Below are 16,764 nucleotides of genomic sequence, written 5' to 3'. Positions count from 1 at the left end.
GACCTCAGTTGTCCTGCAGCGGGTAGGGGCCAGCCGACTCGGGCACATCGGGGTTCGGCAGCGGCCGCGCCGCGCCGACCACCTCGCAGGCTCCGTCGAGACTGCACTGCTCGAGGTCGCGCGTGTCACCGTTCCAGACCTGGAGTGTGAGCCGGTGGTCGGCCGTCATGCGCACGCCCTTCACGTCGCCCTTCGCGTCCGCGGCGGGGCCGCCACCCTGCAGGACGATGGCGGCGTCGGACGTGCGGATCACCACGAGGCTCCCGAAGAGCCAGGACGTGAAACCGTCGACGTGCCCGGTGGCGAGGGCGTACTGACCGTCGTCCGAGAAGCCGAGCATCTGCAGCGGCCCGCACAGTCGCCAGATCTCACGGCCCGAGGCGAGGTCGAGGAGCATCTGGCAGCTCTTCGAGCCGTCGCCACCGGTGTCGCCGCCCACGAACGACAGGCCGAGTCCTGAGGGCGCGTTGACGAAGGCCAGCTCCCCCTTGAGGGACCTCAGGGCTCCGGTCTCGACGTCCCAGGCGATCGAGCTCCCAGTGCCGGGTCGGGACGCGTAGGCCGTCGTGCCCACCAGGCCGGCCGGCGAGTAGCCCGCGTCGCCCGTGGAGCGTGGCTTCAGGGTGGCGACCGTCGCGCCGACACTGTCGGCGTACAGCAGGTTGCCGTCGGCGTCGTTGGCGAGCAGGTGCGTGCCGTCGTCACCGACCCGCGGGCGCTGCTGCGACGCGGCGATGACGGCCCCCTTGGTGCCGTCGGCGTGGACGATGGTGTGGCCGTCCGGCCCGCTGACGAGGAGCCCGTCGCCGAGGCGGGCGACGTAGTCGGTCACGCGGAGGTCCGCAGGGAGGCGAATCGTGGTGCCTCCCTGGTGGTAGGTGCCGTCGACGACGTAGCCCACGTCGGTCGTGGCCGTTACCGGGCCACTGGCCGGCCGCAGCGACGCGGCACCGGCCGCGCCTGTCGGTCGGAGGGTGGGGATGCTGGTCGGGGGCGCGGGCACAGCGGGGGTCGTAGCGGTCGGGGAGGTCGAGCCCGGGACCGGTGACCCCGTCGTCCCGCTCGCCGTGGGCTGCGTGGGCTGCGTGGGACCGGCCGGGATCGTGGTGCCCTGCTCCCGGTGCAGCGAGGCGACGGTGACGGGCAGCGCGACGGCGAGCACGAGACCGGCACCGAGCAGGGCGGCACCCAGCTCTCGGCGTCGGTTGGAGCGGTCGCGGGCGATGGCGCGCTCGGCGAGGTCGGCCACGACGCGTACGCCCTCGCCCTGCCGGTCGAGCGCGTCCCTCAGCTCAGGGTCGATGTGGCTCATGCGGTGGCCTCGCTCATCCTGCTGCGCAGCGCGGAGATCGCGCGGCTCGTGTGACTCTTGACGGTGCCGACGGAGCACCCGAGGACGTCGGCTGTCTGGGCCTCGGAGAGGTCCTCGTAGTAGCGCAGCACGATCGCGGCACGCTGCTGGGTGGGCAGTGCCTGGACGTGGCGCCACAGGTCGAGCGACTCGGACGCGTCGAGTCCGGTCGGGGTGGGCGGGTCGAGCACCTCGATGACGTGGCTGCCGGGTGACTCGTGGCGGCGCAGCATCCGCCGCCAGCGCGAGTTGTTCTCGTTGACCATCACCCGGCGCACGTACGCGTCGGGCAGCTCGACCGCGCGGATCCGCTCCCAGTTGCGGTAGACCTTCGCGAGCGCGTTCTGCAGCAGGTCGTCAGCGTGGTCGCGGTCGCCGGTCAGCAGGTACGCGAGCCGGGCGAGCGCCTGCTCGCGAGCGCGCACGTAGGCCGTGAAGTCGGCCCGGCGTTCGGCGTCGTCCATCCGTCGTCTCCCCTGTCCCTGTCGCTCGGCGGATGCCGGCACACATCAGAACACCCCCAGGGCACGGGAGGTTGTCGCAGTCGGCGAAGGATTTTCGGCAGGCGGCCCCGCCTGCCGAAACCGGGCGAACTCTTTACGAGTTCTTGCCGGTCGCAGCGCCTTCGCGGTGGTTGCCTGTGTCGTCGCCACCGCACTGTTCGAGGTCCTCCTCGAGCTCCCCTCCCTGAAAGGTCGACATGCGTCGTTCCCCCCTCGTCGCCCCCCTCGTCGCGCCCGTTGCGGTCATCGCCGCAGCAGGCGCCCTGCTCTGCACCGCCGGATCCGGCTCCGTCGCGGCTCCCCTGCCCGCGGCTGCCTCGGCCGCCGTTCCCTCGGACGTCACCCTCGTCCAGGTGCGCCAGAGCCTGCTCGGGTCGCACTCGTTCTACGCCCAGACCTACCGGGGCGTCCCGGTGCTCGGCGGGTTCTACTCCGTGCACTCGACGGGTGCGACATCGTCCGTCGACGACGGCCGAAAGGCTGTGACCGGCCTCGCGTCGGTGACACCCGGCGTGGGCCGCGCCAACGCCGCGACGGCCGCGAAGGTCCACGGCAACGCCCGGTCGAGCCGGCTCGTCGTGGTGCCCGGAGTCGCCGGAGCCGCGGCCACGCTCGCCTACGAGGTGACGACCGACCAGGACAAGCAGGTCCTGGTCGACGCCCGCAGCGGCAAGGTCGGAAAGGTCACCGACGAGCGTCGCCTCGCCGACGGCACGGGCAAGGTCTTCGACCCCAACCCCGTCGTCGCGCTCCAGAACGAGTCGCTCAAGGACGCGAGCAACGCCGACTCCGCCGTGCCGGCCGCCGCCTACAAGACGGTGACGCTCGCCCACCTCGACGGCTCCGGCTACCTGCGCGGCGCGTACGCGACCGTCGTCAACCCCACGAAGGGCAAGAACCCGGCCGCCTTCTCGTCGCCGAACGCCTTCCTCTACACGCGCAGCGACAGCCGCTTCGAGCAGGTCAACAGCTACTACGCCGTCGACCGCCTGCAGACCTACATCCAGTCGCTCGGTTTCACCGACGTCAACAACGAGGCCCAGGACCTCAACGTCAACGCGACGACGCAGGACAACTCCTGGTACACCCCCAGCCAGGACACCATCACCATCGGCACCGGCGGCGTCGACGACGGCGAGGACCAGGAGGTCGTGTGGCACGAGTACGGCCACGCGGTCCAGGACGACCAGGTGCCCGGGTTCGGCGCGAGCAACGACGGCGGCGCCATCGGCGAGGGCTTCGGCGACTACCTGGCCGCCACCATGTCGCAGGCGAACTCGGCCGACACCGCGACGACGCCCTGGGCGTGCGTCATGGACTGGGACTCGACGAGCTACACCTCGACCACGCCGCACTGCATCCGCCGCCTCGACACGGCCAAGACCGTCGCCAACCGCACCGGTGAGGTGCACGACGACGGTGAGATCTGGAGCCACGCGCTCTGGGACATGAACAAGGGCCTCGGGCGCGACAAGGCGACCCGGATCATCCTCGAGGCGCAGTTCGGCTACTCGCCGACGACGACGTGGGCGGCAGCCGCGCAGAAGACCGTCGACACCGCGACGGCGCTCTACGGCGCGACCGACGCCGCCACCGTGCGCGCTGCCTTCCGGGCCCGCGGCATCCTCTGACGGGGCCGTCGGCCGGGTGCCGCACCACCCCTTGCGTATGCCGGTAGGTCGGGTTCCTCTGGGACCCGGCCTGCCGGCATACGCGGGTGGATGAGCGGGTCGAAAAGCCGGTTGCGCCGGGGTCGCGATGGGGTCGCAACGGGGCTCGAAGGGGCCGGTCAAGGGCCTGTGGACAGGGCGTGACCGAGGTGGGTGAACGCGGGAGAATGGACCTGTGGGTCCAGCGCGATCGCTGGGATCGCTGCGACTCGTGAGAAGGCGTCACAGGCGCGCTGGGGGGCCGGGGGGTGACTCCCCCCTCGGATGACGGGGTGTTCGGGCCGGAAAATGGCCGTTCCGCGCGTCTGAGGGCACGGTTCACCTCTCCGGACCGTTAGAATGATGAGGTTGCGGCTCGACGTCACGTCGAGCCGCCCGCATGAGGTCTGACCACCAAGGGTCACCAGAGGAGAGACGTGTCCGACGCCGACGAGCCGACCACCCCCAGCACCACCCCGAGTCCCAGCGACTCCCTCCCTGACTCCCTCCCTGACTCGGTCCCCGACTCGACCAACGGCTCGACACCGGCTCCCGCACCTGTGGCACCTCCCGCACCTCCTGCGGACGTCCGGCCCAACGGTGTCGACTACGACGCCAGCGCCATCACCGTCCTCGAGGGTCTCGAAGCCGTGCGCAAGCGTCCCGGCATGTACATCGGCTCCACGGGGCCCCGCGGCCTGCACCACCTGGTCTACGAGATCGTCGACAACGCGGTCGACGAGTCGCTCGCCGGCTACGCCGACACCATCGACGTGACCCTGCTCGCCGACGGCGGCGTGCGGGTCAAGGACAACGGTCGCGGCATCCCCACCGACATCCACCCGGTCGAGAAGATCAGCGCCGTCGAGCTCGTGCTGACGCAGCTGCACGCCGGCGGCAAGTTCGGTGGCGGCGGCTACAAGGTGTCCGGCGGCCTGCACGGCGTCGGCAGCTCGGTCGTCAACGCCCTCTCGCACCGCCTCAAGGCTGCGGTGCGCCAGAAGGGCCACGTCTTCCGGATGAGCTTCACCGACGGCGTGCCCGACGGCCCGCTGGAGAAGCAGGAGGCCACCGACGAGACCGGCACGACGATCACGTTCTGGGCCAACGCCGACATCTTCGAGACGGTCGACTACGACTTCGAGACGATCCGGGCCCGCATGCAGCAGATGGCCTTCCTCAACAAGGGCCTGACGATCAACCTCGTCGACGAGCGCATCGAGCAGAAGCCGGCCGAGGGCGACGTCGACCTCGACGGCGTCGACGAGGACATCGAGGTCGTCGACGAGGCCGACGACGACGAGCCTCAGGCGGCCTCCGGTCCCGACGGCGGCGAGAAGAAGAAGGTCACGGCCAAGAAGGTCAGTTACCGCTACGACAACGGCCTCGTCGACTACGTCAACCACATCAACGGCAGCAAGCGCAGCGAGCCGGTGCACCCCGAGGTCATCTCCATCGAGGCCGAGGACGAGGCCCGCTCGCTCACCCTCGAGCTCGCGATGCAGTGGACCAACGCCTACAGCGAGTCGGTGCACACCTACGCCAACGCGATCAACACGCACGAGGGCGGCACCCACGAGGAGGGCTTCCGCGCGGCGATGACCAAGCTCATCAACGAGTTCGCGCGCAAGCAGAACCTCCTCAAGGAGAAGGACGAGAACCTCACCGGTGACGACGTCCGTGAAGGCCTCACCGCCGTCATCTCGGTCAAGCTCGGCGAGCCGCAGTTCGAGGGCCAGACCAAGACGAAGCTCGGCAACTCCGAGGTCAAGGGCTTCGTCCAGCGCGCGATGACCGACGAGTTCGGACACTGGCTCGAGGCCCACCCCACCGAGGGCAAGGACATCGTCCGCAAGTCGGTGCAGGCGGCGGCAGCGCGGATGGCGGCCCGCAAGGCCCGTGAGGCGACCCGCCGCAAGGGACTGCTCGAGTCGGGCGGCCTGCCGGGCAAGCTCAAGGACTGCCAGAGCAAGGACCCCAGCATCTCCGAGGTCTTCATCGTCGAGGGCGACAGCGCCGGCGGCTCGGCCACGCAGGCCCGCAACCCGCACACCCAGGCGATCCTCCCGATCCGCGGCAAGATCCTCAACGTCGAGAAGGCACGCATCGACAAGATCCTCGCCAACAACGAGGTGCAGGCGCTCATCTCGGCGTTCGGCACCGGCATCGGCGAGGACTTCGACATCGACAAGGCGCGCTACCACAAGATCGTGCTGATGGCCGATGCCGACGTCGACGGCATGCACATCCGCACGCTGCTGCTGACGCTGCTGTTCCGGTTCATGCGACCCCTCATCGAGGCCGGCTACGTCTACCTCGCCCAGCCGCCACTGTTCCGGCTGCGCTGGAGCAACGCCGACCACCAGTTCGCCTACTCCGACAAGGAGCGCGACGGCCTGCGCAAGATCGGCGAGGACAAGGGCTGGCGCCTGCCGAAGGACAACCCGATCCAGCGCTACAAGGGCCTCGGAGAGATGAACTACCAGGAGCTCGGCGAGACGACGATGGACCAGTCCACGCGCACGCTGCTCCAGGTCACCCTCGACGACGCCGCCAAGGCCGACGAGGTCTTCGCCGTCCTGATGGGCGAGGACGTCGAGTCCCGTCGCTCGTTCATCCAGAAGAACGCGCACGACGTGAAGTTCCTCGACATCTGACCTCCGCCGTATGCCGTCCGGCACGTTCCACGTGAAACGTCGCCACCCGGCATACGTCCTCTGCTGCACCAATCTGACTGAGAGACAAAGGGATCTGACGTGAGCGACGACCTGCCTCCCACCAACGGGGACGACGTCACCGAGCCTTCCGAGGAGAACGTCGACGCACGCGCGGTCATCGCGCGTGAGCCCGGCGAGCACGACCGGGTCGAGCCGGTCGACCTCAACACCGAGATGCAGCGCAGCTACATCGAGTACGCGATGTCGGTCATCGTGTCCCGCGCGTTGCCCGACGTCCGCGACGGCCTCAAGCCGGTGCACCGCCGCATCGTCTACGCGATGTACGACGGCGGCTACCGCCCCGACCGCGGCTTCAACAAGTGCGCGCGTGTCGTCGGCGACGTCATGGGTCACTACCACCCGCACGGTGACTCGGCGATCTACGACGCCCTCGTGCGCCTCGTGCAGGACTGGTCGCTGCGCTACCCGCTCGTCCAGGGTCAGGGCAACTTCGGCTCGCGCGGCAACGACGGCGCGGCCGCCCCGCGTTACACCGAGTGCCGGATGGCCCCGATCGCCATGGAGATGGTGCGGGACATCGACCAGGACACCGTCGACTTCGTGCCGAACTACGACGGCAAGACGATGCAGCCGTCCGTCCTGCCGAGCCGCTTCCCCAACCTGCTCGTCAACGGCTCGGCCGGTATCGCCGTCGGCATGGCCACGCAGATCCCGGCGCACAACCTGCGTGAGGTCGCCGCGGGTGCCGAGTACTACCTGCGGCACCCGGAGATCGGTCGCGAGGAGCTGCTCGAGGCCCTGCTCGGCATCATCAAGGGGCCCGACTTCCCGACCGGCTCGCTCATCATGGGCCACCGCGGCATCGAGGACGCCTACCGCACCGGCCGCGGGTCGATCATCATGCGGGCGGTCGTCAACGTCGAGGAGATCCAGAACCGGCAGTGCCTCGTCGTCACCGAGCTGCCCTACCAGGTCAACCCCGACATGCTCGCGCTCAAGATCGCCGACCTCGTCAAGGACGGCAAGATCGCGGGCATCTCCGACATCCGTGACGAGACGTCGGGCCGCACCGGTCTGCGCATCGTCGTCGTGCTCAAGCGCGACGCCGTCGCCAAGGTGGTGCTCAACAACCTCTACAAGCACACGCAGCTGCAGACGACCTTCGGCGCCAACATGTTGGCGCTCGTCGACGACGTGCCGCGCACGCTGCCGCTCGACGGCTTCATCCGGCACTGGGTCGACCACCAGATCGAGGTCATCGTCCGGCGCACCAGGTTCCGCCTCAACAAGGCCGAGCAGGAGATCCACATCCTGCGTGGTCTGCTCAAGGCGCTCGACATGCTCGACGAGGTCATCGCGCTCATCCGCGGGTCGCGCACCGTCGACGTCGCGCGCGAGGGCCTCATCGAGCTGCTCGCCATCGACGAGACGCAGGCCAACGCGATCCTCAACATGCAACTGCGACGGCTCGCCGCCCTCGAGCGCGAGAAGCTGCAGCAGGACCACGACGCGCTGCAGGAGCTGATCGACGAGTACACCGCGATCCTCGCGTCGCCGCAGCGCCAGCGCGACATCGTCTCCGAGGAGCTGCAGGCCATCGTCGACAAGTACGGCGACGACCGGCGCACCGAGATCATCCCCTTCGACGGCGACATGTCGATGGAGGACCTCATCCCCGAGGAGGACGTCGTCGTCACGATCACCCGCGGCGGCTACGCCAAGCGCACGCGGGTCGACCAGTACCGCTCGCAGAAGCGCGGCGGCAAGGGCGTCCGCGGCACGTCACTGCGCGGCGAGGACGTCGTCGAGCACTTCTTCACGACGACGACGCACCACTGGCTGCTCTTCTTCACCAACCTCGGACGCGTCTACCGCGCCAAGGCGTACGAGCTGCCCGAGGGCTCCCGCGAGAGCAAGGGCCAGCACGTGGCCAACCTGCTCGCGTTCCAGCCCGGCGAGCAGATCGCCCAGGTGCTGGCGATCAAGGACTACGAGGCCGGCGACTACCTCGTGCTCGCCACCCGCCGCGGCCTGGTCAAGAAGACCCGCCTCGCCGACTACGACTCGAACCGCTCGGGCGGCCTCATCGCCGTGAACCTGCGCGAAGGGGACGAGCTCGTCGGGGCCGGTCTGGCGTCCAACCGCGACGACCTGCTGCTCGTCTCGCGCAAGGGCCAGTCGGTCCGGTTCACCGCCACCGACGAGGCGCTGCGCCCGATGGGCCGGTCGACGTCCGGCGTCACCGGCATGAAGTTCCGTGACGGCGACGACCTGCTCGCCATGTCGGTCGTCGAGGAGGGCGAGAGCCCCGACGTGTTCGTCGTCTTCGAGAACGGTCTGGCCAAGCGCACCCCGGTGTCGGAATACCGCCTCCAGGGCCGTGGTGGCCTCGGCATCAAGGTGGCCAAGCTGTCGGAGAAGGGCGGCGACCTCGTCGGAGCCCTCACCGTGGTCGAGACCGACGAGGTCATGGTCGTCATGGAGAAGGGCAAGATCGTCCGCTCCCGCGTCGACGAGGTGCGCCACACCGGCCGCTCATCGCAAGGCGTGAAGTTCGCGACGCCCGACAAGGGCGACTCCATCGTGGCGGTCGCCCGCAACGCCGAGTCGGCCAGCGCGGTCGAGGACATCGAGGCCGGTGAGCCCGTCGACCAGCCGTCCGGCACGGGAGCGCCCGCTACGGTTCCCAGCGATGATGGCGTACCGTCGGACGAGACCTCGACTGGCGAGGACGGTTCGTCCGAGGACGACAACGGAGGTGACGCATGAGCACGACCAGTTCTGAAGGGTCGTTCGGCGCGGCCGGCTACGGTGCCGGCACGTCGCGAGGCTCAGGCAGCGGCAAGGGCGCCACCTCGGGCGGCGGATCGGGCAGTGCGAGCCCCGCTTCGGGCACCGGATCAGCTGACTCGGGCAGCGGCTCCTCCAGCGGTTCGTCGAACGGCTACTACGGCTCCGGCGGCGCTGCCTACTCCTCGGGGTCCGGCCCGGGCTCGTCCGGCAGCACGTCGGGTGCCTCACCCAGCGACTCGACGACCTCGCTCTCGCGCGGTGCCGTGACCACGCGTACGGCCCCGACCCAGAAGGTCGGTGCTGCACCCGGCCGGCCCGCCGGGGCTCCCGGCTCGGCGCCCCGCAAGCACAAGGGTCCCCGCCGCGTCCGGCTCGCTGTGGCTCGCGTCGACCCCTGGTCGGTCATGAAGATGAGCTTCCTGCTCTCGGTGGCACTCGGCATCGCCGGCGTCATCCTCACGGCCGTGCTGTGGATGATCCTGTCGACGATGAACGTCTTCTCCGACATCGAGGGCGTGCTCCAGTCGCTGCAGACCACGACCTCCGACCCGTTCTCGATCAAGGACTACGTCGGCTTCGGTCGCGTGGTGTCGCTCTCGATCGTCATCGGCGTCATCGACGTCATCCTGATGACCGCCATCGCGACTGTCATGGCCTTCCTCTACAACATCTGCTCGGCCCTCGTCGGCGGCGTGCAGCTCACCCTGACCGACGACTGACCCCCGCTCACTCCCCGCGGGCGCGACCGTTTTGTAGGTTCGCGGGGGCATCGGGTAACGTTTCCCCTCGCGTCCGGTCATCACCTCTGACGGGGTGGATCGGTCGCGCGAAGGTGACGATGGGCCTATAGCTCAGACGGTTAGAGCGCTTCCCTGATAAGGAAGAGGTCGGAGGTTCAAGTCCTCCTAGGCCCACCATCACCGCCACTTCGGAGAGGATCTCGAATGCTCAAGCGTCTCGCCCTCATCGGTGGCGCGGTCGCCGGCCTCGTGCTCCTGCGCAAGAAGGCCAAGCAGCAGCAGGCCGAGCAGGACCTGTGGACGCAGGCCACCGACGACGTGCAGGCACCGGTCGTCCCGGCCCCCGCCTCACCGTCGGCGAACGGCCAGGCCAACGCCGCGAGCTGACCTCCTCCCCATTCAGGGGCCATGGCGCAATTGGTAGCGCACCTGCTTTGCAAGCAGGGGGTTAGGGGTTCGAGTCCCCTTGGCTCCACCACATGAAGCCTTTCCCTTCTGGGAGAGGGTTCTTTGCATGGCTCGCAGCCCTGGTCGGGCGCGACTTCGCACAGCTCGTGGGTTGAGGCGACACCAAGTGCGCGATCTCGCGCAGGTTCAAGACAGTTAGGCCCGCCGGAGCGATCAGTTTGGTGGAGCGGGCGGCAACAACTACGGGGACAACTCCCAATTGGCACGGGCGCTGCGTCCTGGGCTCGGCTTGAGCCGGCCGGAGTCGCGTAGTTTCTGTGCTGCCCAGCGCACGTCGTACTGCCACGTGTAGAAGAGGTCACCGGAACTCACGATGTCGTCTTCATGGCGCGCCCAAATCTTCTTCGAGACGGCGAGAACAGACCCGCTACCGCCCAGACTCTCGAGCGCCTCCAGCACCCAGTCCTTGAGGATCTCCTTGTCAGCCATAGGCGTGAGCTTCATCAACACCGACCACCGGGTCAAGCTGGGCACGCGCGCGCACCTCATGTGATCGCACGTCGTGCAGGTAGAGAGTCGCCGTATGCGCTGGCCGGTGGTCGAGCGATTGGTGGGGTGATCACCACAGCGGGTGAAGGACGATGTGCCGGCCCTTGATCCGGCGCAAGAGGGCCATTTCACGGACAGGTACGCGAATGGGCGCGAACCGTTGCGAACCGTGGAACTCGTGTGGACTTCGTGGGGGAAATGCGTGGTGTGCCCCTCCGTAGGTTTCTGGTCAGCGGGATCGACACGATCCCAACCAGAACCTCCGGGCCGCGCCCGGCCCGATCACAGGAGCACACACACCATGAGCGTTCTCACCAGCAAGAAGGTCCTCGTTCCCCTCGCCACGGCCGTCGTCGCCGGCGCCCTCGCCGTCGGGTCGGGTGCCGACTTCTCCTCGACGTCCGGCAACACCGCGAGCAACGTCACCGCCGGCACGCTGACGCAGTCCAACAGCAAGGCGAACGCGTCGATCCTCAACCTCACCAACATGAAGCCCGGCGACTCCGTCTACGGCCAGGTCGTCATCACCAACACCGGCTCGCTCGGTTCGATCTTCTCCGTCACGGAGACCGCGTCCTCGGGCTTCACCACCGGCACGCTCACCGAGAAGATCGAGGACGTCACCAACGCCAACTCGCCGACCACCGTCTACAGCGGCAACTTCGGCGGCGCCGCCACGAAGACCCTCGGCACCTGGGCGGCCGGCGAGGCGCGCACCTACCGCGTCACCGTCACGCTCCTGTCGAGCGCGACGAACACCGAGCAGGGCAAGACGGCGTCCACCGCGTTCGCCTGGAACGGCACGCAGACCTCGCCCACCGTCACGAACGTCGACCCCGTCACTCCCTGATCCTGACCGGCCCGGTGTCGACGCGGGGGGCGTGGACACCGGGCTGCACCACTTGACCCAGCTCTGCCCAGCGCCACACAGCTCAGCACAGACCACCGAGAGGACATGCCATGGCCACCGCCGCTCCCCGTCGACGCAGCATCCGCATCGCGGGGCTCGTCGGGAACCTGGCCGTCGTGCTCATGATGCTGCTGGCCGTGGCCTACGTGCTGCCCTCGCTGCTCGGCTTCCAGCGCTACATCATCACCGGCGGCTCGATGCAGGGCACCTACGACAAGGGCTCGGTCGTCTTCGACAAGGTGGTGCCCACCGCCCAGTTGCGGGTCGGAGACGTCATCACCTACATCCCGCCGGCGAGCAGTGGCGTGACGAACCTCGTGACGCACCGCATCGTCTCCGCCGAGCCGGGCACCAAGGGCATCGTCTACCGGACCAAGGGCGACGCCAACCCGAGCATCGACCCCTGGACGTTCACGCTCGACCGCGCCGAGCAGGCCGTCGTCCAGTTCCACGTTCCGCAGGTCGGTTGGGTGCTGCTCTTCCTCTCCGACCCGAGCCATCGGAAGCTGCTCGTCGGCATCCCTGCCGGGTTCATCGCGCTCCTCAGCGTCCTGGAGGCGTTCCGGAATGCCCGTCGGGAGAAGGACTCCGCCGCCCAGCGCGACGACGCCGCCCCGTCCACCAGCGCAGCCGGGCACGCCGTGCCCGATGCCCCCGACACCTCGTCGGGCCTCGTTCGTCCGGCCGCCATGGCCGGTCGCTGACCCTGCGGCTTCCCTGGGCTGTGGGGTCGTCACCACCAGCAGGCCCGTCCCTCGTGGGCGGGCCTGCTGGCATGTCTCTAGCCGGCATACCTGCTGGGACGGCCTCGGAGAGTTCCAAGTTGTAGAAGTTCCGCATCCCGGGCGTGTGCTCCCGCGAGGCTCCCGTGGCGGCCCTCTCCGTAGCGTTTGGACCATGCCGAGGACTCGACTGCTGCTGCTGGCGATCGCCGCGTTGGCGACCGTCCTCGGCGCGACCTCGTCGTTCTCCTCGGCCTCGTTCACGTCGCAGTCGACGAACCAGCCGGCCGTCTTCACCGCGGCCTCCGACTGGACGCCGCCCACCGTCGCGATGAACCCCCCCGCCAGCGTCGTCAGCGGCACGGTCTCCGTCTCGGCCACCGCCTCGGACGCGCACAGCGGCCTCGCGTCGGTGCTCATCGAGTACCTCGGATCGACGGGCTCGTGGACGAGCATCTGCACCGCCGCCGTGAGCCCGTGGTCATGCAGCTGGGACACGACGGCTCGCGCCGACGGCACCTACGCCCTGCGGGCCACCGCCACCGACAAGTCGGGCAACGTCACCGTCTCTGACCCGGTGTCCACGATGGTCGCCAACAACGTCACGCTGGTCCTCGGCGACCCGGGCAGCGACGTGCGGGGCAGCCTCTCGCTGTCGGCCACGATCTACGGCGGCGGCTCGCTCGTCTACACCACCACCTTCGAGTACGCCGTCGCCGGCGGCTCGACGTGGAAGACCCTGCCACTGTGCTCGCCCATCGGGGTCGGGCAGACCTTCACCTGCACGTGGAACACGACCGGACTGAGCAACGGGACGTACGACCTGCGAGCCACCGCTGCGGCAGGTAGCACCCGAGTCACCTCGGCGTCCGTCACCGACGTGATGGTCGACAACACCCCCCCGTCCGTGACGATGACCGACCCCGGCGCGACCCTGAGTGGCACCGTCACCCTGGGCGCCACTTCGGCCGACAGTGACTCGGGCGTCAACCAGGTCGTCATCCAGTACGCGCCGAACGGCACCACCACGTGGACGACGGCCTGCACGATCGGGTCCCCGCCGTTCACCTGCCGCTTCGACACGACGAAGCTCACGAACGGCAAGTACGACGTCCGCGCCGTCTCCACCGACAACGCCGGCAATACGGCGACGTCGGCCTCGGTCACCGGTCGCACCGTCGACAACACCGTCTCGTCCGTCGCGATGGAGGACCCGGGCGCCTACCTCACCGGCAGCGTCACCCTCACGGCGACGGCCACCGCCCGCACCGGCGTCGCCTCCGTCACCATCCAGCGCTCCCCCAACGGCGCCGGCACGTGGACGACCGTGTGCACTCTGGCGGGCTCGTCACCGTTCTCGTGCAGCTGGGCCTCGACGAGCACCCCCGACGGGCTCTACGACTTCCGGGCCGTGCTCACCGAGACCGGCGGCGCGGTCACCACGTCGACCGTCGTCAGCGCCCGCCGTGTCGACAACACGGCGCTGCGCGGCGCCGACGTGCAGGCCGTGAACGGCGGCGCGACGGTCGGCAGGATCGAGGCCAACGACTCCCTGACGCTCACCTACACCGACACGGTCAAGCCGGCGTCGATCACCCCGACCTTCACCGGCGCGGCCATGTCTGTCCAGGTGCGCATCCGTGACGGCGCCGTGATCGGCCTGACCAGCAAGGACGACACCCTCGACGTGCTCGTCGGCAGCACCGTCATCAACCTCGGCTCGGTGAACCTCAAGGGAGACTTCATCAAGGCGAACAAGACGACGCTCTTCAACGCCACCATGACGGCGAGCACGACGGTGGTCGGGTCGGCCAACCGCACGGTCATCACCCTGAAGCTGGCCGCCCTGGCCAGCGGTGGAGCGGTGCGCACCGCCGCGACGACCCAGAACATGGTGTGGACTCCGTCGACGAGCGCGACCGACCTGTTCGGGTCCGCCTCCTCGGGGGCCCCGGTGACCGAGACCGGCACCCTCGACAAGGACTTCTGATGCGCGGTCAGCAGGCCACCAACGCGCGGGTCACCCAGTCAGCCGGCTCGGCCCCGGGCGTACGCCGTTCGGGCTGGTCGCACGCAGCCGCGCTGGGCGCGTGCGGCCTCGCGGGTCTGCAGGTCGCGACGCTGGTCACGCGACCCGACACGGCGGCATACCTGCGGGTGATCCTCGTCGTCGGGGCGCTCGCCACGGCGGCGGCGGGCGTGGGGCTCGGCCTGCGCAACTGCGTGGTCTCGAGGACCTTGGCCCTCGTTGTCTCCGTCGTCGCCCTCGCCGCAGTCGTGCTGCTCATGACCGTCGGCGGCCCGGGAAGCGATCCCGTGCCGGCCGGCGTGGGGATGTGGGCGGCGGTCGGGCTCGGTTCGGGAGTGCTCACGGCACTGTTCGGTGACGAGGCACGACGGCGTCGGAACACGAATGGTGGGTTGGCGTCGGCAAATCCGGATAATTTGGGCACATGGCGACCCAGGTTCTGCTCGTGGAGGACGACAACGACATCGCTGGTGCGTTGGTCATGGCGCTGGCTCGGGACGACTACGAGGTCACGCGAGCAGCGAACGGACTCACGGCTGTCGACCACGTCGCCAGCCGAACCACCCACGTCGTCCTGCTCGACCTCGGTCTCCCCGACATCGACGGCCTCGAGGTCTGCCGACGCATCCGCGCCAACGGTTACGACGGCGTCGTGATCATCCTGACCGCCCGCGGCGGCGAGCTCGACCGCGTCGTCGGGCTCGACGTCGGCGCTGACGACTACATGTCCAAGCCGTTCTCGCTCTCCGAGTTGCTGGCGCGCATCCGAGCGACGCTGCGCCGCGGCTGGGCCGCGACCACCCCTCCCGAGGAGGCGCCGGCACCCGCCGCCGCCAACGGGGACCCTGGGCATGACGCGCCACCGGCCACGCAGTCCACCTCGACCGCCTCAGCTCCCGGCACTGCTTCCGCCGTGTCGCCCGTGGGCGGGCTGAGCGTCGACACCCGGTCGCGTCGCGCCTTCGTCTCCGGGGGCGAGCTCGCCCTGACGGCAAAGGAGTTCGACGTGCTCGCCCTGCTCGACGCCGAGCGTGGAGCAGCCATCACCCGCGAGCAGCTGATGAACGAGGTGTGGGACGAGAACTGGTTCGGGTCCACCAAGACGCTCGACGCCACGGTCGGCCGGCTGCGCCAGAAGCTCGAGACGGCCGCGAGCCCGGCCCGCATCGCCACCGTCCGCGGCGTCGGGTTCCGGTTAGAGGACGAGCCGCCGGATGCGTGAGCGGCTCGTCGCCGCACTCGTCGGGACGGCCGTCGGCGTGGTCGTCGTCATGGCGGTCGTGCGTGCCTACGCCCTGGCCGACGAGGTCGAGCGCTCGGCGCACGCGACGGTTGAGCGCTCCCTCACGATGGCGACCGTCGCCGTCGACGAACGGCTGGCCGGCGGGCGTCCCGTGACGCCGGAGCTGCTGGCGGCCCTGTCCAGCGGCGTCGTCAACATCCGGTTCCGGCCGGCCGGCGGTGCTGCGGTGGACGGTGGACCGGCCGTCACCGCGACGGACCGTGAGTTCGCCGAGACCACCACTCGACCCGACGGGTCGCAGATCACCGTCGTGCGGCCCGCCGACGACATCGGCCGACGCATCTCGGACGTGCTGCTCCCGCTCGTGCTGCTCGCACTCGGGGTCGTGCTGGCAGCCGCGGTCGTCGGCTGGGTCCTCTCCTGTCGGATCGCTCGACCGTTCCAGGAGCTGGCGGTCGCGGCACGCGCCCTCGCCCGCGGCCGGACCGGGGTCGACGTGCGGCACTACGGCGTGCCCGAGGCTGACGCGATCGGCGCGGCCCTGCGTGAGGGCCTGGCGCGCGTCGACCGCCTACGCGAGCGTGAGCAACAGTTCGCGGTGACCGCGTCGCACCAGCTGCGCAGCCCGATCACGGCGCTGAAGCTGCGGGTCGAGGCGCTCGGTCTGCACCCCGACCTCCCCGTCGACGCCCGCGGCGATCTCCACGAGCTGCAGCGAGGCCTCGACCGCCTGTCCACGGCGGTGCTCGAGGTCCTCGACTCGGCGCGCGACGAGCGCGACGCCGGCGCCGGGCCGGTCGACGCCACACCGCTGCTCGCCGAGGCGGTCCAGCGACTGGCCTCGCGTCGGCTACGCCGCCGGGTCGAGCTGACCGCCCCGGGCGGCATTCTCGTCGACGTCCCGTCGGACGCCTTCACCGATGTCGTGGCTGCGCTGCTCGACGACTGTGTCGGCTCGGGCAGCGGCACGGTGCGTGCCGAGGTCGCCGACCGTGGCACGCACGTCGAGGTCGTCGTGTCGGACGACGGCCCACCGCGTGGAGCGCCCGACCTCGTCCATCGCGACACCGCGCCCGCTCACCTGGCGGCTGCCGTCACGACCGCGGAGTCGTTCGGTGGACGCCTCATGCTCGCCGACACCCCGACGCACCGTTACCGTCTGCTGCTCCCGCGCGCGGGCGCGTGAGCC

The 16,764-nt window shown here is 69.6% G+C and carries 14 protein-coding genes and 2 tRNA genes; 12 read left to right on the top strand and 4 right to left on the bottom strand.

Annotated elements, in window-relative coordinates; translation table 11 throughout:
• Positions 1–4: 4 nt before the first annotated feature.
• Complete coding sequence (locus AB4091_RS06800; protein WP_442290969.1) at positions 5–1,312, bottom strand: hypothetical protein; 1,308 nt, start codon at positions 1,310–1,312, stop codon at positions 5–7.
• On the bottom strand, positions 1,309–1,815 hold the full coding sequence (locus AB4091_RS06795) for a SigE family RNA polymerase sigma factor (RefSeq protein WP_442290968.1): 507 nt from the start codon (positions 1,813–1,815) through the stop codon (positions 1,309–1,311). Before AB4091_RS06795 ends, AB4091_RS06800 begins: the two co-directional genes overlap by 4 nt.
• Before the next feature lie 236 nt (positions 1,816–2,051).
• Between AB4091_RS06795 and AB4091_RS06790 the strand changes: the two genes are divergently transcribed.
• The 7 genes from AB4091_RS06790 to AB4091_RS06760 all read left to right on the top strand — a co-directional run bounded on the left by AB4091_RS06790 (position 2,052) and on the right by AB4091_RS06760 (position 10,192).
• Positions 2,052–3,485 (top strand): M4 family metallopeptidase, encoded by a 1,434-nt coding sequence (locus tag AB4091_RS06790; protein ID WP_442290967.1) that lies wholly within the window; start codon positions 2,052–2,054, stop codon positions 3,483–3,485.
• Between the two features lie 455 nt (positions 3,486–3,940).
• Positions 3,941–6,160, top strand: coding sequence for a DNA topoisomerase (ATP-hydrolyzing) subunit B (gene gyrB / locus AB4091_RS06785; protein WP_442290966.1), 2,220 nt, complete (start codon positions 3,941–3,943; stop codon positions 6,158–6,160).
• Between the two features lie 99 nt (positions 6,161–6,259).
• Positions 6,260–8,950, top strand: a complete 2,691-nt coding sequence (gene gyrA, locus AB4091_RS06780) for a DNA gyrase subunit A (protein WP_442290965.1) — start codon at positions 6,260–6,262, stop codon at positions 8,948–8,950.
• On the top strand, positions 8,947–9,693 hold the full coding sequence (locus AB4091_RS06775; protein ID WP_442290964.1) for a DUF3566 domain-containing protein: 747 nt from the start codon (positions 8,947–8,949) through the stop codon (positions 9,691–9,693). Before gyrA ends, AB4091_RS06775 begins: the two co-directional genes overlap by 4 nt.
• Positions 9,694–9,814: 121 nt before the next feature.
• Positions 9,815–9,891 (top strand) — tRNA-Ile (locus AB4091_RS06770).
• Between the two features lie 27 nt (positions 9,892–9,918).
• The gene (locus AB4091_RS06765; protein ID WP_442290963.1) at positions 9,919–10,101 is read left to right on the top strand and encodes a DLW-39 family protein; all 183 of its coding nucleotides are present in this window, start codon (positions 9,919–9,921) and stop codon (positions 10,099–10,101) included.
• A gap of 15 nt (positions 10,102–10,116) precedes the next feature.
• Positions 10,117–10,192 (top strand) — tRNA-Ala (locus tag AB4091_RS06760).
• Positions 10,193–10,362: 170 nt separating this feature from the next.
• Here AB4091_RS06760 and AB4091_RS06755 read toward each other — a convergent pair.
• Positions 10,363–10,611 carry a hypothetical protein gene (locus AB4091_RS06755; protein WP_442290962.1) on the bottom strand — a complete coding sequence of 83 codons (249 nt, stop codon included), beginning with the start codon at positions 10,609–10,611 and terminating at the stop codon, positions 10,363–10,365.
• A gap of 361 nt (positions 10,612–10,972) precedes the next feature.
• Between AB4091_RS06755 and AB4091_RS06750 the strand changes: the two genes are divergently transcribed.
• The 3 genes from AB4091_RS06750 to AB4091_RS06740 all read left to right on the top strand — a co-directional run bounded on the left by AB4091_RS06750 (position 10,973) and on the right by AB4091_RS06740 (position 14,293).
• Positions 10,973–11,521, top strand: a complete 549-nt coding sequence (locus tag AB4091_RS06750; protein WP_442290961.1) for a TasA family protein — start codon at positions 10,973–10,975, stop codon at positions 11,519–11,521.
• Positions 11,522–11,631: 110 nt separating this feature from the next.
• The gene (locus AB4091_RS06745) at positions 11,632–12,285 is read left to right on the top strand and encodes a signal peptidase I (RefSeq protein ID WP_442290960.1); all 654 of its coding nucleotides are present in this window, start codon (positions 11,632–11,634) and stop codon (positions 12,283–12,285) included.
• A 193-nt stretch (positions 12,286–12,478) separates the two neighbouring features.
• Entirely contained in the window at positions 12,479–14,293 is a 1,815-nt protein-coding gene (locus tag AB4091_RS06740; RefSeq protein WP_442290959.1) for an Ig-like domain-containing protein, read from the top strand.
• 7 nt (positions 14,294–14,300) lie between these two features.
• Here AB4091_RS06740 and AB4091_RS06735 read toward each other — a convergent pair whose 3' ends face one another.
• Positions 14,301–14,675 (bottom strand): hypothetical protein, encoded by a 375-nt coding sequence (locus tag AB4091_RS06735; RefSeq protein ID WP_442290958.1) that lies wholly within the window; start codon positions 14,673–14,675, stop codon positions 14,301–14,303.
• 81 nt (positions 14,676–14,756) lie between these two features.
• Here AB4091_RS06735 and AB4091_RS06730 point away from each other — a divergent pair, with 81 nt between their 5' ends.
• Both AB4091_RS06730 and AB4091_RS06725 read left to right on the top strand, forming a co-directional pair.
• Positions 14,757–15,554, top strand: a complete 798-nt coding sequence (locus AB4091_RS06730) for a response regulator transcription factor (protein WP_442290957.1) — start codon at positions 14,757–14,759, stop codon at positions 15,552–15,554.
• The gene (locus tag AB4091_RS06725) at positions 15,547–16,761 is read left to right on the top strand and encodes a sensor histidine kinase (protein WP_442290956.1); all 1,215 of its coding nucleotides are present in this window, start codon (positions 15,547–15,549) and stop codon (positions 16,759–16,761) included. Before AB4091_RS06730 ends, AB4091_RS06725 begins: the two co-directional genes overlap by 8 nt.
• The last annotated feature ends 3 nt before the right edge of the window (positions 16,762–16,764 follow it).

The sequence above is a fragment of the Terrabacter sp. 2RAF25 genome, from assembly GCF_052115265.1.
Taxonomy (GTDB): domain Bacteria; phylum Actinomycetota; class Actinomycetes; order Actinomycetales; family Dermatophilaceae; genus Terrabacter.
This window is presented reverse-complemented; position numbering and strand designations above follow the sequence as displayed.

Excerpts from the sequence above, each read along its gene's own strand:
- AB4091_RS06800 (WP_442290969.1), bottom strand. The coding sequence starts at position 1,312 with ATGAGCCACATCGACCCTGAGCTGAGGGACGCGCTCGACCGGCAGGGC.
- AB4091_RS06795 (WP_442290968.1), bottom strand. The coding sequence starts at position 1,815 with ATGGACGACGCCGAACGCCGGGCCGACTTCACGGCCTACGTGCGCGCT.
- AB4091_RS06790 (WP_442290967.1), top strand. The coding sequence starts at position 2,052 with ATGCGTCGTTCCCCCCTCGTCGCCCCCCTCGTCGCGCCCGTTGCGGTC.
- AB4091_RS06775 (WP_442290964.1), top strand. The coding sequence starts at position 8,947 with ATGAGCACGACCAGTTCTGAAGGGTCGTTCGGCGCGGCCGGCTACGGT.
- AB4091_RS06765 (WP_442290963.1), top strand. The coding sequence starts at position 9,919 with ATGCTCAAGCGTCTCGCCCTCATCGGTGGCGCGGTCGCCGGCCTCGTG.
- AB4091_RS06755 (WP_442290962.1), bottom strand. The coding sequence starts at position 10,611 with ATGGCTGACAAGGAGATCCTCAAGGACTGGGTGCTGGAGGCGCTCGAG.
- AB4091_RS06750 (WP_442290961.1), top strand. The coding sequence starts at position 10,973 with ATGAGCGTTCTCACCAGCAAGAAGGTCCTCGTTCCCCTCGCCACGGCC.
- AB4091_RS06745 (WP_442290960.1), top strand. The coding sequence starts at position 11,632 with ATGGCCACCGCCGCTCCCCGTCGACGCAGCATCCGCATCGCGGGGCTC.
- AB4091_RS06740 (WP_442290959.1), top strand. The coding sequence starts at position 12,479 with ATGCCGAGGACTCGACTGCTGCTGCTGGCGATCGCCGCGTTGGCGACC.
- AB4091_RS06730 (WP_442290957.1), top strand. The coding sequence starts at position 14,757 with ATGGCGACCCAGGTTCTGCTCGTGGAGGACGACAACGACATCGCTGGT.
- AB4091_RS06725 (WP_442290956.1), top strand. The coding sequence starts at position 15,547 with ATGCGTGAGCGGCTCGTCGCCGCACTCGTCGGGACGGCCGTCGGCGTG.